Genomic DNA, 17,999 nt, shown 5'->3' on the forward strand with positions numbered 1-17,999 from the left:
ATGGGGATTCATTCTTAACCCTTACTTTAAAACAAAGAGAAACCTATGGAATATTTATTGTGGGCCTATTTTTTATTGTACCCAGTTTACATTTATTTTACTTCGCAAGCGGATAAACGCTTAGTTTTGTCCAACCCAAACAAGCGCATAGGTTTATATGTCAGTACTATTGTAATGCTCTGGTTACCTGTTCTGTTGCTGATGTTTGTTGTATTTCAGAGTGGTGCTGGCAGCAGCCTTAATTTAAATGATATTGGATTTGTTTTTAAGTGGGATTGGGTAAACCAACTGGGGCTTTTGCTTGTTTTATTGTTGGCAGGGTACTTTTATTACTCACTACAACAGCTTAAAAAGAAGGACGAAGAACAACAGACTTTAAAAACGCAAATGGCATACATTCAGTGGTTTTTACCAGCTAACCTTAAAGAGTATCGTTGGTTTATGTATGGCGTTTCTATTAGTGCTGGAATTTGTGAGGAAATTCTATTTCGAGGTTATTTAATGCATGCCTTAGGTGACGATTTACCCACCTATGGAGCGGTCATTATTTCTAGTATTTTATTTGGTTTGCCTCATATTTACCAAGGCCCTATTCATGTGATCCGTACTGCGGTACTTGGTTTAATCATGGCATTGATTTATTTAGCAACGGGATCATTATTAGTGCCAATTCTCTTGCATATAGTGGTTGATATGTATGGCGGTGCCATGGCTTATTTGGTGTTTGGTGCACACCTAAAACCTAGTTGTGTGCAAAATTCAAACTAACCGTTAATGTTGTAATTAAAAATATTATCCCACTTTTCATCAAGTTGTTGCTTAGCTTCTTTTAGAGGCTTAGCAACATAAACTTCGTTACTGTCGACATCAACCTTTTTATTTACTAGGTCCATACGATCCAATTTATCAAGCGCATCTTCAACTTCAAAATCGAGTTTACATTTGTGAGTTTGCTCAAACCAGGTTTCAATGGTTGTATCCAATTCCGTAGCGTTCATCCCGTCAGGGTTTTTAAGTAAAAACGTATAGGCGAGCAGGGCTTCTTTTACGTCCTCTTCTTCCGCTGAATCAATAAGTGTATGGAAAACACCTGCGTTATTATCTAAATTTTTAAAATACAGGCTGTCAGATAAGGCTTTCATAAACTTTATTTTGCGGTTTTTAAACTTACTCCATTCTTTAAAAACAAAGCCGCCTAAAACTCCAAAACCCATGCCTAAAGTAAACAGGTGTTGTTTGGTGATTTCAACGGGGTTGTCTTTAAGTCCTAACCAAAAACCAAACAATGCAGCAAGAAGAATAATAGAAGGGCCTAGTTTTGTTGCTAAAACAACGGAACCACCAACCGCGGCGGATGCGCCAATAAGGATTTTGTCGATGCGACGCATTTTGACTTCACTGTTAGGAAATAACATTTCCAAGTCTGCCTTAGGCACGTTTTGAAACAGTTTGATTATGGTTGAGCCTGGTTCAAAACCGATAGGTGCTTTGTTTTTCTTACTAAAATGCGCAGCGCTTTTTAAGGTAATGAAAACGGCAACGCGATCGTAATTAGTGAACTCTATAACCTGCTTGCGTAAGCCAAAAAACGAACGAAGTGTTTCACTTTTTTGAGATTCTCCGCGTCGGTAAAAGACCACTTGCTCAAAATCTTCAAATTCGACTTCCAATCGAACTTTAAATAACGATTCTTCCGTTAATGCGTCTTGAAGGTCTTGTTCTGTGATCTTTTCGTAATTGGCGGCATTTAAAACGTTGGCAAAGTTACTGGCAAAAGACTGCTGGCATTGACGTTTTTGTGCATCGCTTAACGCATTTAAAAGTCTGGTGTCGGCATTGGGATCAAAAGGTGCATAGTCATTTTTAAGTGACTCTAAAATACCGTGATAGTTGAAATGTATATAACTTGAAAGCAACTCGCTAAATTGATGAAAAGACTCTAAATCAAATTTATTTGCAAGTTCACTACTGCACATTTCAATAATGTCTTGTTTTCTAAACGGAATAAATCGGTCAGCTTGCATTTTAAGTCTCACTATTAGCGGTTGGTTACATTGTAATCAAGTTTATAATGAACTCAATGGTTTAGTTTAATTTCAATGGTAAAACTCAGGCGCTCAATATGAACGTTGACCTAAAGGTTATGTTGTACCAAAATACCCCAATAAAGCAGATAACCTGTAGTTTTGCTGATATTTACGTTATTCATATTCAATGTTATTACCAAAGGAAATAAAGATGAAAATAGGAAAGAAAATAGCTCTTTCAAATTTAACAGTAGCGTTATTAGCAGGCATGTCTCACTCTGCTTTTGCTGAAGACAATAATCAAATTGAGAAAGAGTGGCCATACGCATTAGGCTTTTATATTGGTGGGCAAGTAGGCCAAGCTAAAACAGACGTTTCATCACAAAGCTTAGATAGATTTTATGCAAACTCTGGAATAACTCCGAACACAACCTCTATTGACCGAATTGATACTAGCTACAGTCTTTTTGTTGGTTACCGCTTTAACCAGTACTTTAGTGTTGAAGGTGGTTATCAGGATTTAGGTGATCGTTCAGCAAGCTTTTCAGGCACTGCAAACAACTTACAGTCTTATTATGATTTAGCCGAGCGTGTTTATCCAGAAACGGCGGATGGCATGTCATTTAGCATTCTTGGTACTTTGCCATTAGAAGACGGTTTCACTATCACCGGTAAACTTGGTTATTACGATTGGGAAATGGACACTATTTCTACAAAGTTAGATGGTGTTGCTATAAAAAATATGGGAACGGATAAACGTTCAGATTCAGATTCAGGTTTTTGGTTAGGTGGTGAAGTTGGATATCACATTAATTACAATACACAAGCTTACCTAAGCTACCAGCATATTCCATTACAGGACGATGATGTGAGTGTTGTTGCTTTAGGTGTTCGTTATTTCTTTGATGACAATGGACCTACTTACACGCCTGCAGTTCAAAAGCCTGCGCCAATCGTAAAGTCTGAGCCGGCAAAAGTAATTCAACCGGCGCCAGTCCAGCCAGTTGCAGCTGCACCAGCAGAGCCTAAACCATTAGATACTGATGGTGACGGTGTTTATGATGACAAAGACAAGTGTGCAGATACGCCGATTAACCATGTTGTAGATAAAGACGGTTGTTCTCAATATGTTGTTCAGCCTGTTGATAAAAGAGTTGTGGTTTTATACGACAATAATAGCTCTGAAATCAATGAACGTTACTACGGTGACTTGGCAGAGTTAGCTGCGTTTATTAAAGAGTATAAAGTGGATACGCTTAATGTAGTTGGTCACACATCTGCATCTGGCCCTGCGGCTTATAATCAAACGTTGTCGTTAAAACGAGCACAGTCAGTAGCTTCATTTTTAACTGAACGTTTCGGTATAGACTCTTCAGTTATCAACGCTGAAGGTAAGGGCGAAACTGAATTAGTGAGCGACGATGCGAACAAAAACCGTCGTATGGAAGTGTATATTAAGTCTGATGTGCGTTTACCACTGCTGAAAAATTAAGTTAGCTAGCCAGTAAGTTAGCTAGTCAGCCTGTAAGTTAGAATAGGCAACTTAAATCACTTATAAAGAACGAGGCAAATGGCCTCGTTTTTTTATGCAAAAATTTAACAATTATTCACTTACAAAGCGTATTGAACCACGTGGGTTAGTCCCCATATTTACACTTTGATGAATTCGAAGGCAATGTAATGAACAATAAAATTAAATTAGACATTATTTCAGACGTTGTGTGCCCATGGTGCATTATTGGCTACAAACACTTAGAGGCAGCCATTGAAGAGCTGAACTTATGGGACAAAGTAGAAATTGAATGGCAACCTTTTGAATTAAACCCTGATATGCCCGTAGAAGGCGAAGAGCTTAAAGCTCACGTAGCCAGAAAGTATGGTTCAAGCAGTGAAGATAGTGATAATGCTCGTAAAAACTTAACTAAGTTAGGTGCCGACTACGGCTTTGAATTTGATTATTTTGATGGCATGAAGATAGTAAATACCTTTGATGCCCATTTGTTATTGGACTTTGCACATCAAATTGGCAAACAAACAGAGCTTAAAATGCGTTTGTTCTCTGCTTTTTTCACAGAGCGTCAAGATGTATCTCAACGAAGTGTATTGATTGAAGAGGCGGGTAAAGTTGGCATTACTGCTGAGCAATGTGAAGCTGTTTTTGCCGATGTTCAAACTCAGAACAAAGTAAGAGCATTAGAAGCTCAGTGGCGTCAAATGGGCGTAACAGGCGTACCAACCGTTGTATTTAACCGTACCAGCGGACTAACAGGTGCTCAGCCTCAAGCTACATTTAAACAAGCATTACAAGACCTTATTGCCGAGCAAGAAAATAATAAATAAGGGTTTTGTTAATTTAGGGTTTTCTAATATAGTGGTTGCTTGTATCGTTTACGCCTAAAATTTTATTTTGGTATTGAGGACACACTTTATGAACAACAACAAATATACAATTCAAGAATTTTTGGATCATGATAGTGAGACCTTTAGTTACGTTGTCTTTGACCGTGCATCAAAACAAGCTGTAGTGATTGACCCTGTGCTTGATTTTGATTATCAGTCAGGCCGCACATCTGAAGTTGGCGTTAATAAAATCGCTGAGTATATAGATTCCAATAGTCTCTCGTTGGAGTGGGCACTAGAAACTCATGCTCATGCCGACCACATTTCTGGTGCGCCGTATTTTAAACGAAAATATGGGGCGAAAATTGGTATTGGTAGACACATTACTAAAGTTCAAGATACTTTTAAGAGCTTGTTTAATCTAGAAAAAGAGTTCTTACCTAATGGCTGCCAATTTGATCAACTGTTTGATAATGGTGATGTTATTAAGCTGGGGCAGCTGCAATTTACTGTCATGCACACCCCTGGACACACGCCTGCAGACCTTGTTTACTTCCTAGAAAACGAAGTCATGTTTGTCGGGGATACTATTTTTATGCCGGACGTGGGTACAGCACGTTGTGACTTCCCAGGTGGCAGTGCTTCTCAACTATTCGAATCTATTCAGTTACTCTTATCAAAGCCTGAAGATACCTTTATTTACGTTTGTCATGATTATCCAACTGAAGGCCGAAGTCACAGAAGTCACGTATCTGTGAAGGAGCAAAAAGAGTCTAATAAACATGTTCACGACGGCATATCGAAGGCAGAGTTTATCGAAATGCGTGAAACACGGGATAAAGGACTAGCGATGCCAAGGCTTATTTTACCCGCCATTCAATTAAACATACGTGCAGGTGAAGAGCCGCCAAAAGAAGAGAATGGAACAAGGTACTTAAAAATCCCACTCAATCAGCTTTAGCTAAAACCCATTAACTAACATTGCTCAGCCGGTTAAATAACTTTTAACAGAGTTGGGTAGGAGAAATACTATGATTGTGCTCGGTTATTTCATGGCGGTAGTCATGGGGATTATATTGGGAGTAATCGGTGGCGGTGGCTCTATTCTTACAGTGCCTATCTTGGTTTACTTAATGGGCGTATCACCAGATATTGCGACGGGCTACTCACTATTATTGGTAGGTGCAACAGCGGCTTTTGGTGCATATCGTTACTTTAAAGATGGGCTTGTTGACGTTAAAGCCTCTCTCTTATTCGCAGCGCCTTCAATCGTTGCTGTGTATGTTACTCGCGCATTTGTTATGCCAAATATCCCTGATACTTTAATTAGCTCGCCTTTTGAATTGTCGAAAAACACGGCTATCATGTTGTTTTTTGCTGCGTTGATGTTGGCTTCTGCTGTGATGATGTTGTTAAAGGCCTATAGGAAAACTCCGCCCACAAACGACGGTGTAGATGAGCAACCAAAACAAGTTAATGTCGCGTTAATTATGTTTGAAGGTGCGGTAGTAGGATTTGTCACTGGCATATTAGGCGCAGGTGGCGGCTTCTTAATTATTCCAGCGTTAGTACTGTTTTTAGGAATGCCGATAAAGAATGCCGTTGGAGCATCGCTGTTCATTATTGCTCTTAAATCTCTAATTGGCTTCATAGGCGATTTACAGGCTGGGATCCCTTTAGAAATACCATTGTTACCCCTTATGTTAGTTGCAACCTTGTTAGGTATGGCGTTTTCTACCAAATTATCGAAAAGGCTAGAAGGACCTACGTTACAAAAGTTCTTTGGGTTTTTTACACTTGTTATTGCCGTCTTCATCATATCGAAAGAGCTTGTTTGAGCAATCTATAAATATTAGTTTGCACTAAAGGTCACGACTAATCCTTGAGCCATTGTTGAGTATTGACTACAATGGCGCACTTTTTTTATGTCATGCCTGTAATTGATGTGGCAAGTAGCGGAATTTTTAACATGAACGACAAAACTGATTTACCAGAATTACCAAATCACTTATCTATTAATCCTCGTAGCCCACATTACAACGAGGAAGTTATTGAGCACCACATTGGTATTCTATTAAATGGCAAAGAGCGCAATGACGTAGAAGAATACTGCATTAGCGAAGGTTGGGTTAAAGTAGCGTCTGCTAAAGCTCTTGACCGTCGTGGCCAGCCTTTGTTAATTAAAATGAAAGGCACTGTAGAAGCTTTTTACAAGTAATTGTAATGGGAAGTCTTAGCGTTTGCGGACTTCTGCGTATTCTCAGTAAAAAATAAAGTATGAATAAAAAATATAGCCAATGTCGAGATGAGTATAGCGAGGTTGGCTATTTTGTTTTACGAGACTTTTTTACACAAACCGAAATAGCCTCACTAAAAACTGTGATCTTAGAGTTCCATGAACATTGGAAAGTCGATAATCAAACCTTCTATAATGAAGAAGCCTTTAACTCTTCATTAATAACGGGAAGCCAATATTTGGACGACGCAGGCAGATTGTCGTTGTTTAACTTTATTAGTAGCTCGAAACTATTAGAAGTGGTTCACACAGTTATTAAACAAAACCCTGCTTTTATGAACACTCAGTTGTTTTTTAATCCTGTAAGGCCTGAACAAAAAGACTTTTGGCATAGAGATTGTCAGTATGATCATGATTTAGAGGGTCAGAAAAAAGCAATACAAGAAACCCAAGTTGTTCACTTTAGGATCCCGCTATTTGATGAGCTAGGCATGGAGTTAGTGCCAGGCAGTCATGTGCGCTGGGATAATGAACAAGAGCTTAATGTTAGAGAGGAGCTTAATGGCTATCAAAGCTATGATGACTTACCTTTAGGCAAAAAAATCCCCTTAGCAGCTGGAGACTTGTTAGTATTTTCTGCTGATATGATCCATCGCGGTATATATGGTTTAGACAGACTTGCCTTAGATGTTCTGGTATTTGACTCATCAGCAGACTTTATTGATTACGTAGACGATGACTGCTTGCCTGAGCCTAAACTCCTTGAACAGATTAGCAACCCTGCTTTATTCAAAAATACACTAAGGTTAAAGTCGCTTTAATCGTATTAAGAGCTTTAACCGCTTTAAGTTCGGGTATTGAATTTACTGTGTTAGTTTATCAAGTATAAATTTGAAAAATCAGACGTATTGTCTTATGTTTCATTATTAGAGACACATAATAGAAAGTCTGCGTGTGATTCATTTTTTATTTATACAAATCAACCAATAAGGTGTTAGTCAATCTTCATGATAAAAAGAGTTCAGGACTACATTCATAGCGGTGTCCGTCCGCAATATAAAGATGAGACAAATCGTCGAATAATGGTAGTGAACCTGTTTGCAGCCGTTGGCGTGTCTGTTACTTTTTTATTGTGTATCAGAGCTTTACTAGATGACAACTTTGGTTTGACTGCAATACTCGCAATGGCCAGCGTAATATTCTTTATATCCCAGCGTATTCAAATCAAATTCGAATCGTCGACGGGACGGTTTATATCTGTCAGTCTGCTCATTGCCTGTTTAATGATATTGGTTTTAGCATTGTTAGTCACTGGTGGGGCAGATAATACTGGGCCGTTATGGATTTATTTAGTCGCGCCGGTCACCATGTTTTTTGCTGGGTTTGTAAGAGGGGTTTTGGCTTTAATTGCATTTGTTGTTGCTTGTGCAGCGTTGTTTTTTGTTTATGACGACTCTCTTTTGTTAACCTCTTATTCATATACCTTTAAAACAAGATTATTGTATTCATTTATAACGGTTGGCTTTCTGTAAGCATTTTACGAATACAGTCGAGAGCGAAGTTATCGCACTACATTAAAACTATCAGAACAGTTTGACCGAATGGCTCATCATGATCACCTGACTCAATTGATGAACAGACGTGGTATTCAAACGGTACTTGAGAGTGAATATTCTAGGACACAAAGAAGTAACCGTTGCTTTTGTATTGCTATAGCCGATATCGATCACTTTAAACATATTAATGATTCGTTAGGCCATGAAAAAGGAGATGAAGTGCTGGTGGCTATTTCTTCTATTTTTAAGCACCGTTTACGTAAACAAGACTTTTTGGCGCGGTGGGGTGGTGAGGAGTTCATGTTTGTATTACCTGATACGAATATTGATCAAGCTAATAAGGTATTAACCTCATTAAGACAAACTCTGAGTGCCAATCCACTTAAGATAGGTGGCAAGGAGCTGTTAGTTACCAGTAGTTTTGGTGTATGTGAAGTCACTCAAAATAACAACGTTTCTGATGCAATTCGAGGTGCCGACAAAGCTTTGTATACAGCAAAAGAGCGAGGCCGAGATAGGGTAGTACAAATTGTGGAAGGCTCAGTAGTTTAATAGGTATAGCTCATAGATATAGCTGATAGTTTAGCTAAAAGTTTAGCTAAAAGTTTAGCTAATAAAAAAGGAGACAGCCGTCTCCCTTTTTTATACTGATTTAATACTGACTCGTATTAAAAGCGACCAGTAAGGCCAATTAGAACACCATTGTCACTGCCGTCTAATAAAACATATTCAACGCGAGCAGAAATTGAAGGGGTAAAGAAGTGTTGAGCTCTGATTGTGCCGTTCACACTTTCTTCTGAAGACAAGCTAACACCGATACTAGATTGAGGTGACCAAAAGTAGTCAGCGGCTGCAACAATGTCGCTGTCAAAGTTTTTGTAAGACACTTCAAAATTTACAAACTGGCCGTCGCCTAATGTTGCAATGTACTTTGAGCTTAATACCAACGTATCAGAAAAATCTTCTTCAGAAGCGGCAACCGACACCATCCAGTTTGGTTTTAGAAAATAACCTACTTCACCTACTAAACTTGTATCGCTATCGAAGCCATCAACGTCTGCATACACAACGTCTAAGCCAAAAAATAAGTCGTTATTATAGTAATCACCGCCTAGCACTAAGTTAGATATGTCGCCGTCGAAGTCTGTGTAGCTAACGTTTACACTAGTATTTCGACCCATGAACGCCGCTTCTGCCCATGCGGTATTATTAGTAGAAACGCTTTGAAGGTAATGCGTACCTTCTAGCTTAATTATGTTAGAGCTCTCTACGCTGAAATAGTCAACGTCTACTTGATTATTGTAGGTGTTTGCAATTGCGCTTGAGGAAAGAAGAGATAGGCTCAGTATTAATGCACGTGTTTTCATTTTTAAATCCTTTAATTATAGATGGACCTATTGGCACCAATGAGTCGTATAAATCTACGTACTACTATTGGTGAAAGTCCATTTCGGCGCGAAGTTTACTTTTTAAGGTAATGATTTACAAGTGGTTTATGTCATACTGGCTTGGTTGCTAGCCGATAGGCGACTAGGTTGCCAGATGTGGGCTCTGCTGAGTTAATTTAGGGTTGATGTTGCTATTTGTATTTAGCGTAATGGTTCAAAAGTAAGGGGTATCAGTTTATAGTTAGCTTCCCACAATAAAAACTAAGACTATTTAAGTGAAAACGAGCAAAGAAACAACGGTCAAATCAAACACGCCCATAAGTATCGTAATTGCAAGACTTTGCTTATTAGTAGGGACAGTTACTTCTTTGTTTTTTGTTCCTTGGATATTAGTTTATGCTTGGCTGTTGCCTCTACCAAATACAGTTCAAGCACAGGTTGATGAAGCTATTGGGCATGGCTTTGATGGCATGATTGTTTATGTTCAAAAGGGCAGTGAACCCGCTAATTTTTATACAGGTGGCTGGAATGATCGAGCTAATAAAATACCAGCTGATCCGACATCACTTTTTAAGATTGCCAGTATCAGCAAGCTCTATGTTTCTGTCTCTATAGCTAAGCTAGTCAATGAAGGACGTTTGTCTATTGATACACCTGTTTCAGAATACTTCCCTGAACTCGTTGGTCACATTGAAAACTTAGACCAAATAACCATACACATGATGACACAACATCGCAGTGGCATTCCTAACTTTTCTAACAACCCAGAGTTTTGGCTTGATCACCCTCACACCACAGATGAGAGTTTGCAATTTGCGTTAGATTTACCAGCCAGTTTTGCACCAAACGAAGGTTATGAGTATTCGAATACCAACTACTTATTATTACGTAAAATAATCGAGCAAACGGTAGGTTACGATCATTATCAATTTATAGATGAGCGCATTATTAAGCCTCTTGGGCTTCAAAATACCTACGGCTCTATTAATGATGTTAATTTAGATGACGTCATGAGTGGTTATTATGTTGGTAATGAAGAAGATCAAAAGGCACAAGATTATGGCATGATGGCCACCGCTGAAGATGTAGGGATTTTTCTTCGAGCATTAAACGACGGCTCTGTATTTGAAGAAGGCGAAAAAGAAATTTACGACCAGTTATATGTATACGAGCATGGTGGGTTGGTTGTTGGCTATCAAAGTTATGCTGAGTACCATCATGATATAGACACGGTTGTAGTGCAGTTTATTAATACGACTGATTTTGAAGGTTATGAGTGGAATTTATCTGAAATTATGATTAATCGAATTGTGAGAATACTAAAGAACCAGACAAAGTCTGAAAACTGAAAACCAACCTTTAGAATTTAAGTTTAAACCTAGGCAAAACCAAAACCAAAACCAAAACTAAAATCAAAATTTAAAAAGGAACAAAATGTCGCTCCCTCCTTGTCCAAGCTGTAAGTCTGAATTTGTATATCAAGACCAGCAACACCTTGTGTGTCCTGAATGTAGTTACGAATGGAACCCGGTTGAGTTAGAAGCCGAAGAAAAGATAATAGTAAAAGACGCTAATGGCACGTTACTAAATGAAGGTGACAAAGTAACGGTGGCGAAAGACTTAAAAATAAAAGGCAGTTCCCAAGTGATAAAAGTAGGCACTAAAGCAATGATTCGCCGAATTGTGGAAGGTAAAGACCACCAACTTGATTGTAAAGTTGATGGCATTGGGGAAATGATGGTGACAGCAAAGTTTGTTAAGCGGGCTTAGCTACGTCGTTTGGTAATTTCATTGATATTAGTGTTGTAAGCGTAATAAAAACGAATGAAATGATTAGGCAATACTCAAGGCCATATTGCTGGTAAATATAACCAGATAAAATTGTGCCTAATAATCGCCCTAATGCGTTTGCCATGTAATAAAACCCCACGTCTAAAGAGACGCCATCAGCATCGGCCATGCTCACAATAAGATAGCTATGTAACGAAGAGTTAATGGCAAATAGAACCCCAAATACCATCAAACCAACAATGACAAATACTTCAACGTACCAGTTAAAGTGCAGCGAGAGCGCAATAACCAAAGGTGTAATAGCCAAAAGTGATACCCACTTTACCGTTTGTTGCGAAGGTGACATTGGCTCGTTTGTTTTTATTAATTTAGGCGCAAACGATTGCACTATGCCATATCCAATAACCCACAACGCAAGAAAGCCACCAACCTGCCAGTGATCCCAGTTGAATATTTGCGATAGGAAAACAGGCAGGGCAACAACAAACCAAACGTCTCGCGCACCAAATAAAAACAGGCGTGCAGCAGAGAGAATATTGATAGATTGGCTTTTAGAAAAAATGTCGGTGAATTTAGGTTTTGTTTTGGCTTTACCCAAATCCTTTTTAAGCACTATCATGCTGAATACCCAAACCAATGCCAATATTGACGCCATAAATATCATAGCGCCTTTAAAGCCAAGTAAGGTCAGCAATACACCACCTAAGAAAAAGCCAATTCCTTTTAACGCATTTTTGGAGCCGGTTAAAATAGCAACCCATTTAAATAGGGTATCTTCTTGGCCCTGTGCAACGAGGGTTTTTATAGAGCTTTTGGCGCTCATTTTATTAAGATCTTTAGCTATGCCCGAAAGTGCCTGGGCTACCATTACATAGGCAACCGTTAGCCAGCCACTAGGAACCGCGAGCATCAGCAATGCAACAACTTGCAGCGCTAAACCAATATTCATGGTTTTGTTTAAGCCAAGCCTTGCCCCAATCCAGCCACCGACTAAATTAGTAACAACGCCAAACACTTCATAAAACAAAAACAGCATGGCAATACTCAGTGGTGTATAACCTAACTGATGAAAGTACAAAACCACGAGCATTCTTAATGCGCCGTCGGTTAGCGTAAATGCCCAGTAATTACCTGTTACTACTAGGTACTGTTTTATTTCTGAAGGTAGATTAGCTAGTCGTTGCATTAACTTCTATCTCTGCGTTAGGGTTTATAACTATCGTTTATTTGTTGATAGAACGAGCGACTTTTAACGCGAGTTCTGCCGTTCGGTTTGCGTAACCCCATTCGTTGTCATACCAAGTATAAATTTTAACTTGTGTACCGTTCACAACCATAGTGGACAGTGCATCAACAATGCTTGAACGAGGGTCAGTTTTGTAATCAATCGACACTAGCGGCTTTTCTTCATAACCTAAGATACCTTTTAAATCGCCTTCAGCAGCCTCTTTCATCCAACCATTAATTTCTTCGCTGGTGGTTTCACGCTGCACTTCAAATACACAGTCGGTAATTGAAGCATTTGCTAAAGGAACTCGTACGGCATGACCATTTAATTTACCTTTTAATTCAGGGAAAATATGAGTAATAGCGGTTGCCGAGCCAGTGGTTGTTGGGATTAAACTCATGCCACATGCTCTTGCTCTACGTAGGTCTTTGTGCGGCGCGTCTAAAATAGTTTGGGTATTTGTGATGTCATGAATTGTCGTCATAGAGCCATGTTTGATACCAATCTTGTCTTGCAATACTTTCACTACAGGTGCTAGACAGTTTGTGGTGCACGAAGCAGCTGTAACGATATCAAACTCTTCACTTGAATATAGGTGGTCGTTAACACCAATCACAACATTTAACACACCGTCTTCCTTTACCGGAGCCGTCACAACAACTTTTTTAACACCTTGGTCAAAATAGCTTTGTAGTAGGGCTTTAGTCTTCATTTTGCCAGAAGCTTCAATAACTAAATCACATTTAGACCAATCTGTATCTGAGATGGCCTTATTTTGAGTGACGTTAATAACGTGGTCATCAATTTTGATAACGCCGTCACTAGCGGTTACTTCGTTTGGCCAAATACCATGAACCGAGTCATATTTTAATAAGTGAGCGAGCGTTTCCGCATTACCTGCAGGATCATTTATGTGAATAACTTCAATGTCTTGCCAACCAAAAGCGGCGCGAAGTGTTAAGCGGCCCATACGACCAAAGCCATTAATACCTACTTTTATAGCCATATTTATCTCCAATATTTGTTCACTGATAGTTTATATAATTGTGTTTATAGCCATTTCTTAAAAAGGCTAATTAAAAAAATAATTTAAGATTAAGTACTTAATTTTATTTACTTTATGTACTTAGCTTTAAGTACCTAGCTTTAGGCACAGCACGTTTCAACCCGTGTTGGTCTGTCACCCATTGCATTAAGCTGAGCAAGTTCTTCATCAATAAAATGAGGCTCATTAACAATGGTTATTTTAATGACATTTTGCATCCAGTGGGGCAGGTCAGGATTAACAGAGTAGTAAACCCACTGTTGGTGCTTTCGACTGGACAATATTCCTGCTTTTTTTAGCTGCGCTAAGTGACGCGAAACCTTTGGCTGACTCTCTTCTTTTAACGCAGCCATTAACTCACATACACATAACTCTTTTTCGACGGCAATGAGGACCAAGGTTTTTAATCGAATGTCATCTGCTAAAGATTTATAAAAGAGAGTAGGGGTAATTGGCGCAGGTTTTTGCTTTTCTTGGATCAGTAAAAACATTTTTAGTCGCGAATTGAGTTCTTGTAGCGTTTTTTCGTAAGGATTATTATCTTTTCTTGTTCGAGGTTCAGGGAAGTCCCAAGCTAAATTATGATCGCCCGTCACTTCTATATTGCATTCTTTTCCCGCTTTTTCACAAAGTGTAATGACATAGTCAAAATGTTCGCCAGCAAACTCACTGACGTTTTTAGAAAATAACCCGTTAATACTTAACCCAAAATGTTCGAGGGCTTGGCGTGCCTGAGTGTTTATTCCCGCAGGACTAGTGCCCGCACTGTACACATCGTATTCGCCTTTGCCATGATGCTTAAGCAACGCTTCAGCCATAATTGAACGTGCTGAATTTTCTGTACATAGGAATAAAACTTTCATAACAACCTTAATATATAACAATTTTGTTATATATTAATTTTGTTATATTGAGTTGGCAAGGCTATTTTTGTTATTTAGGCTAAAAATTGTCTGTTATTAAATTGCCGTTTAACCATTATCAATAATCTGTTGATACTAATTGTTTAATATTGAGTATTATCAAATTTACACTAGGTGCATATACTCATTTCATTAACTCCAAACGAGGAACTTGAAATGAAAACAATGATAATAAAAGAATTTGGCGGAACAGAATTATTCGAAGCGGCTGAATTAGCAAAACCAGAAGTTAAAGCCGGACACGTTGTTGTTAAAGTAGCAGCAACAAGCGTAAATACGGTTGATATGATGATACGCCAGATGGGAACAGAATTAGGTCCTTTGGCTCCGCAACTTCCTGCGGTATTAGGTATGGACTTTGCTGGTGTTGTTGAATCAGTTGGTGAAGGTGTAACTAACTTTAACGTTGGTGACGAAGTGTATGGTTGTGCTGGCGGACTAGCAGATTTACAAGGTGCGTTAGCTGAATTTATGTTGGCAGATGCTAAATTGATCGCGCACAAACCTAAGTCTTTAACTATGCGTGAAGCTGCGGCTATTCCATTAGTGGGCATTACTGCTTATGAAGGATTAGTACGAGCTGGTGTTACCGAAGGTCAAAAAGTATTAGTTCATGGCGGTGCTGGCGGCGTAGGACATTTAGCTGTTCAACTGGCTAAGTATTTTGGCAGTGAAGTATATGCCACTGGTGGCGACGATACTCAAGCTGCGTTGATAACTAAACTTGGTGGTACGCCAATTAATTACATTAACGAGTCAGTTGAAGATTATGTTGCAAAACATACAGCTGGTGCTGGTTTTGATGTGGTATACGACACTATTGGTGGACCAAACCTACAGAACTCTTTTGATGCCGCAGCCTTAAATGCGCAAGTATCTACTACAGTTTCATTAGTGGAGCTTGATTTAACTACGGTTCACTTTAAAGGCTTGTCTTTAAACGTTGTATTTATGTTGATTCCTATGTTGCATAATCACAAACGTGAAGTGCACGGTGAAGTTTTAGCGAAACTAGCTGAAATTGTAGATGCAGGTAAATTAACACCTGTGCTAGATGAGCAGCACTTTGAGCTGGCTGATGCTGGTAAAGCACACGATCGTTTAGCAAGTGGTAAAGCGATTGGTAAAGTTGTCGTTTCGATATAATTTTTATCGCTTCTATACTGTAAGAGCCTTTCGGGGCTCTTTTTCTTTAGAATTTAGAATTTAGTGGGGGGTTATTCATGTATTTCTATAAAACTCCACAACTCCTCACCTTGTACCGACAAACAATGCCCTTGCTGGTTGGACTATTGGCCATAATGGGCAGCCAACTTATTGATAGTGCCTTTGTTGGACAATTAGGGGCGCAGCCTTTAGCCGTTTTAGGTTACTCAATTCCTATTTATCAAGTGGTGATTGGTATTCAAGTTGGTTTAGGCATTGCAGCTACTGCGTCTATCTCTAACGCCTTAGGTTCAAGTAATCGAGCTTATGCAAAAAGTCTAGGCAGCATTATTCTATTAATTGGCACTATTGTCATAACATTGCTTTGTATTGGTTTATGGCTTTTTCAAGAGCCTATCGCTATTGGTTTAGGCGCGGAACCAGAACTATTTCCTCTCTTGAACGAATATTGGTTTCCATGGTTGTTGAGCTGTTGGTTAGGCGCGATCCTTTATTTTGGTTATAGCATTTGTCGATCTCATGGCGAAACCAGAGTGCCAGGAAAAGTAATGGTGATCACGAGCGTGTTAAATGTGGTCCTAGATCCTTTATTTATTTTTACCTTTGAAATGGGGTTGGCTGGCGCGGCGTGGGCGACATGCGTGGCATTTCTAGTGGGCTGTTTTATTATTTTCCAAGCAATTCTAAATGAACGTTTATTAACATTAATAAAAGATACAAAACAGTTTCTTCAAGGCACAAAGGCCATTATTCGGTTTACCATTCCTGCTATGGTTGGTCAGTTTATTCCTCCTGTCGCAGCTATTGTAGTGACAATTATTATCGCATCGTTTGGAGATATTGCCGTTGGTGCGTGGGGTCTTGCAAACCGAATTGAATATTTGGCAATTATTGTGATTTTGGCATTAACTATGGCGCTACCGCCAATGATAGGAGTGATGCGAGGTCAACGCGACTATAATAAAATCCGCCAACTAGTAGAAATCTCCATCAAGGCAGTGATTTTATTGCAGTTGCTTATTGCTCTTTTGTTAGCGGTTATTTCTATGCCATTAGCAGCACTCTTAACGTCAGATGGCGCAGTAGCAAACACGTTATCTCAATACTTGTGGCTTGTGCCGCTAAGTTATGGAGCCTTAGGTGTATGTATGATTTGTGTCTCTGCCAGCAATGCGATGGGTGCTCCGACTTCAGCCTTAATAACGTCAATTGTGCGTCTATTTGTTTGTTATCTTCCGGTTGTATGGTTTGGCGCTGAATTGTTTGGTTTAACTGGGTTATTTATAGGCTCAGCGATTGGTAACCTTTTGTCTGGCTTTGCCGGTTGGGTTATTTTTATGAAGCAATTCAAAAAACAATCGAGTTACTTTGCTGGCTCCAATGCCTAGGTTAGTTTTAACCGTGGTTTAATATAATCAATAAACGCATTAATACGTTTCGAAATAGAGGAGGATGGATAATATACGGCATTAATAAGCTCTCTATCTAGGCTGGTGGATTGAACGTAAGTTTGTAGTAATTTAACCAAGCGCCCCTGTTTTATATCGTCTTCAATCATAAACGAAGACAAACAAGCAATACCATTTCCTGATAAAGCCAATTGCCTAATCGTTTCTCCGCTACTTGCCGCAGTAGACGGAATGTAAGTCGGTAAGCCTTTTAATGGCCATTTGTTCAACTGCTTTATATTCGAAAACCCAATTGTCTGATGAACGTTAAGATCGCTAGGTTTTGATATCGCCTTGTTTTGAGATAAATACTGCGGACTTGCGACTATACATAAAGGACTTTTTCCTAGTATTCTGGCCTTTAATGATGAGTCTTCTAATTTCCCTATTCGAATCGCAATGTCTGTTCGTTTTTCAATGAGATCAACAAACTCCTCGCTTGAGGTTAGTTCAAGTTCAATATCTGGAAAGGCGTTTTTGAAGCCGTTAATCAAAGGGACAATTTGATGAAGTAAAAACGGACTTGCAGCATCAACTCTTAGTTTTCCCTTAGGTAATTCGCCAACTTGAGTAATAGAGCTTTCAGCCACTTGGATTTGCTCTAAGCCTTTTTTAACAGATTCAACAAACGCTTTACCGTCATCCGTTAATCGAACTTGTCGAGTCGTTCTTATAAAGATAGCAGCGCCCAATTGAGCCTCTACTTTACTAACGGAACGAGATACTCGTGCCACTTGCATATCAAGGGCATCAGCTGCAGCGGAGAACCCACCAAATTCAGCAACGGCAAGTAAGACTTCTAAATCATCGGATCTGGTTTTTAATTTCATTGTTGTCATTTTTTACAAAA

The 17,999-nt window shown here is 39.1% G+C and carries 19 protein-coding genes; 13 read left to right on the forward strand and 6 right to left on the reverse strand.

Translation table 11 applies throughout. The annotated features are described in order from the left end of the window. Window positions 1-45 precede the first annotated feature (45 nt). A complete protein-coding gene (locus ABD009_RS07625) occupies window positions 46-768 on the forward strand; it encodes a CPBP family intramembrane glutamic endopeptidase (RefSeq protein WP_343824189.1) in 723 nt (240 codons plus the stop codon). Here the strand turns inward: ABD009_RS07625 and ABD009_RS07630 are convergent. Then, window positions 765-2,024 carry a TMEM143 family protein gene (locus tag ABD009_RS07630; RefSeq protein WP_343824191.1) on the reverse strand — a complete coding sequence of 420 codons (1,260 nt, stop codon included), beginning with the start codon at window positions 2,022-2,024 and terminating at the stop codon, window positions 765-767. The two genes, ABD009_RS07625 and ABD009_RS07630, sit on opposite strands and share 4 nt — an antisense overlap. A gap of 214 nt (window positions 2,025-2,238) precedes the next feature. On the opposite strand from ABD009_RS07630, the gene ABD009_RS07635 reads away from it, so the two are divergent. The 8 genes from ABD009_RS07635 (at window position 2,239) to ABD009_RS07670 (ending at window position 8,711) form a co-directional block, all read left to right on the forward strand. After that, complete coding sequence (locus ABD009_RS07635; RefSeq protein ID WP_343824193.1) at window positions 2,239-3,519, forward strand: OmpA family protein; 1,281 nt, start codon at window positions 2,239-2,241, stop codon at window positions 3,517-3,519. A 188-nt stretch (window positions 3,520-3,707) separates the two neighbouring features. Further along, window positions 3,708-4,367, forward strand: a complete 660-nt coding sequence (locus ABD009_RS07640; RefSeq protein ID WP_343824195.1) for a DsbA family oxidoreductase — start codon at window positions 3,708-3,710, stop codon at window positions 4,365-4,367. A gap of 88 nt (window positions 4,368-4,455) precedes the next feature. Beyond that, window positions 4,456-5,328 carry an MBL fold metallo-hydrolase gene (locus ABD009_RS07645; RefSeq protein WP_343824197.1) on the forward strand — a complete coding sequence of 291 codons (873 nt, stop codon included), beginning with the start codon at window positions 4,456-4,458 and terminating at the stop codon, window positions 5,326-5,328. Window positions 5,329-5,398: 70 nt separating this feature from the next. After that, complete coding sequence (locus ABD009_RS07650; RefSeq protein ID WP_343824199.1) at window positions 5,399-6,205, forward strand: sulfite exporter TauE/SafE family protein; 807 nt, start codon at window positions 5,399-5,401, stop codon at window positions 6,203-6,205. 131 nt (window positions 6,206-6,336) lie between these two features. Continuing rightward, the gene (locus ABD009_RS07655; protein WP_155693810.1) at window positions 6,337-6,585 is read left to right on the forward strand and encodes a DUF3297 family protein; all 249 of its coding nucleotides are present in this window, start codon (window positions 6,337-6,339) and stop codon (window positions 6,583-6,585) included. A gap of 59 nt (window positions 6,586-6,644) precedes the next feature. Next, the gene (locus ABD009_RS07660) at window positions 6,645-7,424 is read left to right on the forward strand and encodes a phytanoyl-CoA dioxygenase family protein (RefSeq protein ID WP_343824201.1); all 780 of its coding nucleotides are present in this window, start codon (window positions 6,645-6,647) and stop codon (window positions 7,422-7,424) included. 186 nt (window positions 7,425-7,610) lie between these two features. Beyond that, a complete protein-coding gene (locus tag ABD009_RS07665; RefSeq protein WP_343824203.1) occupies window positions 7,611-8,135 on the forward strand; it encodes a hypothetical protein in 525 nt (174 codons plus the stop codon). A gap of 69 nt (window positions 8,136-8,204) precedes the next feature. After that, the gene (locus ABD009_RS07670) at window positions 8,205-8,711 is read left to right on the forward strand and encodes a GGDEF domain-containing protein (protein ID WP_343824205.1); all 507 of its coding nucleotides are present in this window, start codon (window positions 8,205-8,207) and stop codon (window positions 8,709-8,711) included. Between the two features lie 116 nt (window positions 8,712-8,827). Here ABD009_RS07670 and ABD009_RS07675 read toward each other — a convergent pair whose 3' ends face one another. Continuing rightward, window positions 8,828-9,526, reverse strand: coding sequence for a putative porin (locus ABD009_RS07675; RefSeq protein ID WP_343824207.1), 699 nt, complete (start codon window positions 9,524-9,526; stop codon window positions 8,828-8,830). A gap of 296 nt (window positions 9,527-9,822) precedes the next feature. Between ABD009_RS07675 and ABD009_RS07680 the strand changes: the two genes are divergently transcribed. Beyond that, the gene (locus ABD009_RS07680) at window positions 9,823-10,896 is read left to right on the forward strand and encodes a serine hydrolase domain-containing protein (protein WP_343824209.1); all 1,074 of its coding nucleotides are present in this window, start codon (window positions 9,823-9,825) and stop codon (window positions 10,894-10,896) included. Window positions 10,897-10,981: 85 nt separating this feature from the next. Continuing rightward, on the forward strand, window positions 10,982-11,317 hold the full coding sequence (locus tag ABD009_RS07685; RefSeq protein WP_343824211.1) for a zinc ribbon domain-containing protein YjdM: 336 nt from the start codon (window positions 10,982-10,984) through the stop codon (window positions 11,315-11,317). Here ABD009_RS07685 and arsJ read toward each other — a convergent pair. The 3 genes from arsJ to ABD009_RS07700 form a co-directional block, all read right to left on the reverse strand. Then, complete coding sequence (gene arsJ, locus ABD009_RS07690; protein ID WP_343824213.1) at window positions 11,304-12,524, reverse strand: organoarsenical effux MFS transporter ArsJ; 1,221 nt, start codon at window positions 12,522-12,524, stop codon at window positions 11,304-11,306. The two genes, ABD009_RS07685 and arsJ, sit on opposite strands and share 14 nt — an antisense overlap. Before the next feature lie 37 nt (window positions 12,525-12,561). Then, complete coding sequence (locus ABD009_RS07695) at window positions 12,562-13,572, reverse strand: ArsJ-associated glyceraldehyde-3-phosphate dehydrogenase (protein ID WP_343824214.1); 1,011 nt, start codon at window positions 13,570-13,572, stop codon at window positions 12,562-12,564. A gap of 140 nt (window positions 13,573-13,712) precedes the next feature. Next, window positions 13,713-14,474, reverse strand: coding sequence for a metalloregulator ArsR/SmtB family transcription factor (locus tag ABD009_RS07700; RefSeq protein WP_343824215.1), 762 nt, complete (start codon window positions 14,472-14,474; stop codon window positions 13,713-13,715). A 216-nt stretch (window positions 14,475-14,690) separates the two neighbouring features. Here ABD009_RS07700 and ABD009_RS07705 point away from each other — a divergent pair, with 216 nt between their 5' ends. Together ABD009_RS07705 and ABD009_RS07710 are read left to right on the forward strand one after the other, a co-directional pair. Then, the gene (locus ABD009_RS07705; RefSeq protein WP_343824217.1) at window positions 14,691-15,680 is read left to right on the forward strand and encodes a zinc-dependent alcohol dehydrogenase family protein; all 990 of its coding nucleotides are present in this window, start codon (window positions 14,691-14,693) and stop codon (window positions 15,678-15,680) included. Between the two features lie 77 nt (window positions 15,681-15,757). Further along, window positions 15,758-17,089, forward strand: coding sequence for an MATE family efflux transporter (locus ABD009_RS07710; protein WP_343824219.1), 1,332 nt, complete (start codon window positions 15,758-15,760; stop codon window positions 17,087-17,089). Here ABD009_RS07710 and ABD009_RS07715 read toward each other — a convergent pair. After that, a complete protein-coding gene (locus ABD009_RS07715; protein WP_343824221.1) occupies window positions 17,086-17,979 on the reverse strand; it encodes a LysR substrate-binding domain-containing protein in 894 nt (297 codons plus the stop codon). The two genes, ABD009_RS07710 and ABD009_RS07715, sit on opposite strands and share 4 nt — an antisense overlap. Window positions 17,980-17,999 lie beyond the last annotated feature (20 nt).

Origin of the sequence: Psychrosphaera haliotis, assembly GCF_039523615.1 — a bacterium.
GTDB classification, from domain to species: domain Bacteria; phylum Pseudomonadota; class Gammaproteobacteria; order Enterobacterales; family Alteromonadaceae; genus Psychrosphaera; species Psychrosphaera haliotis.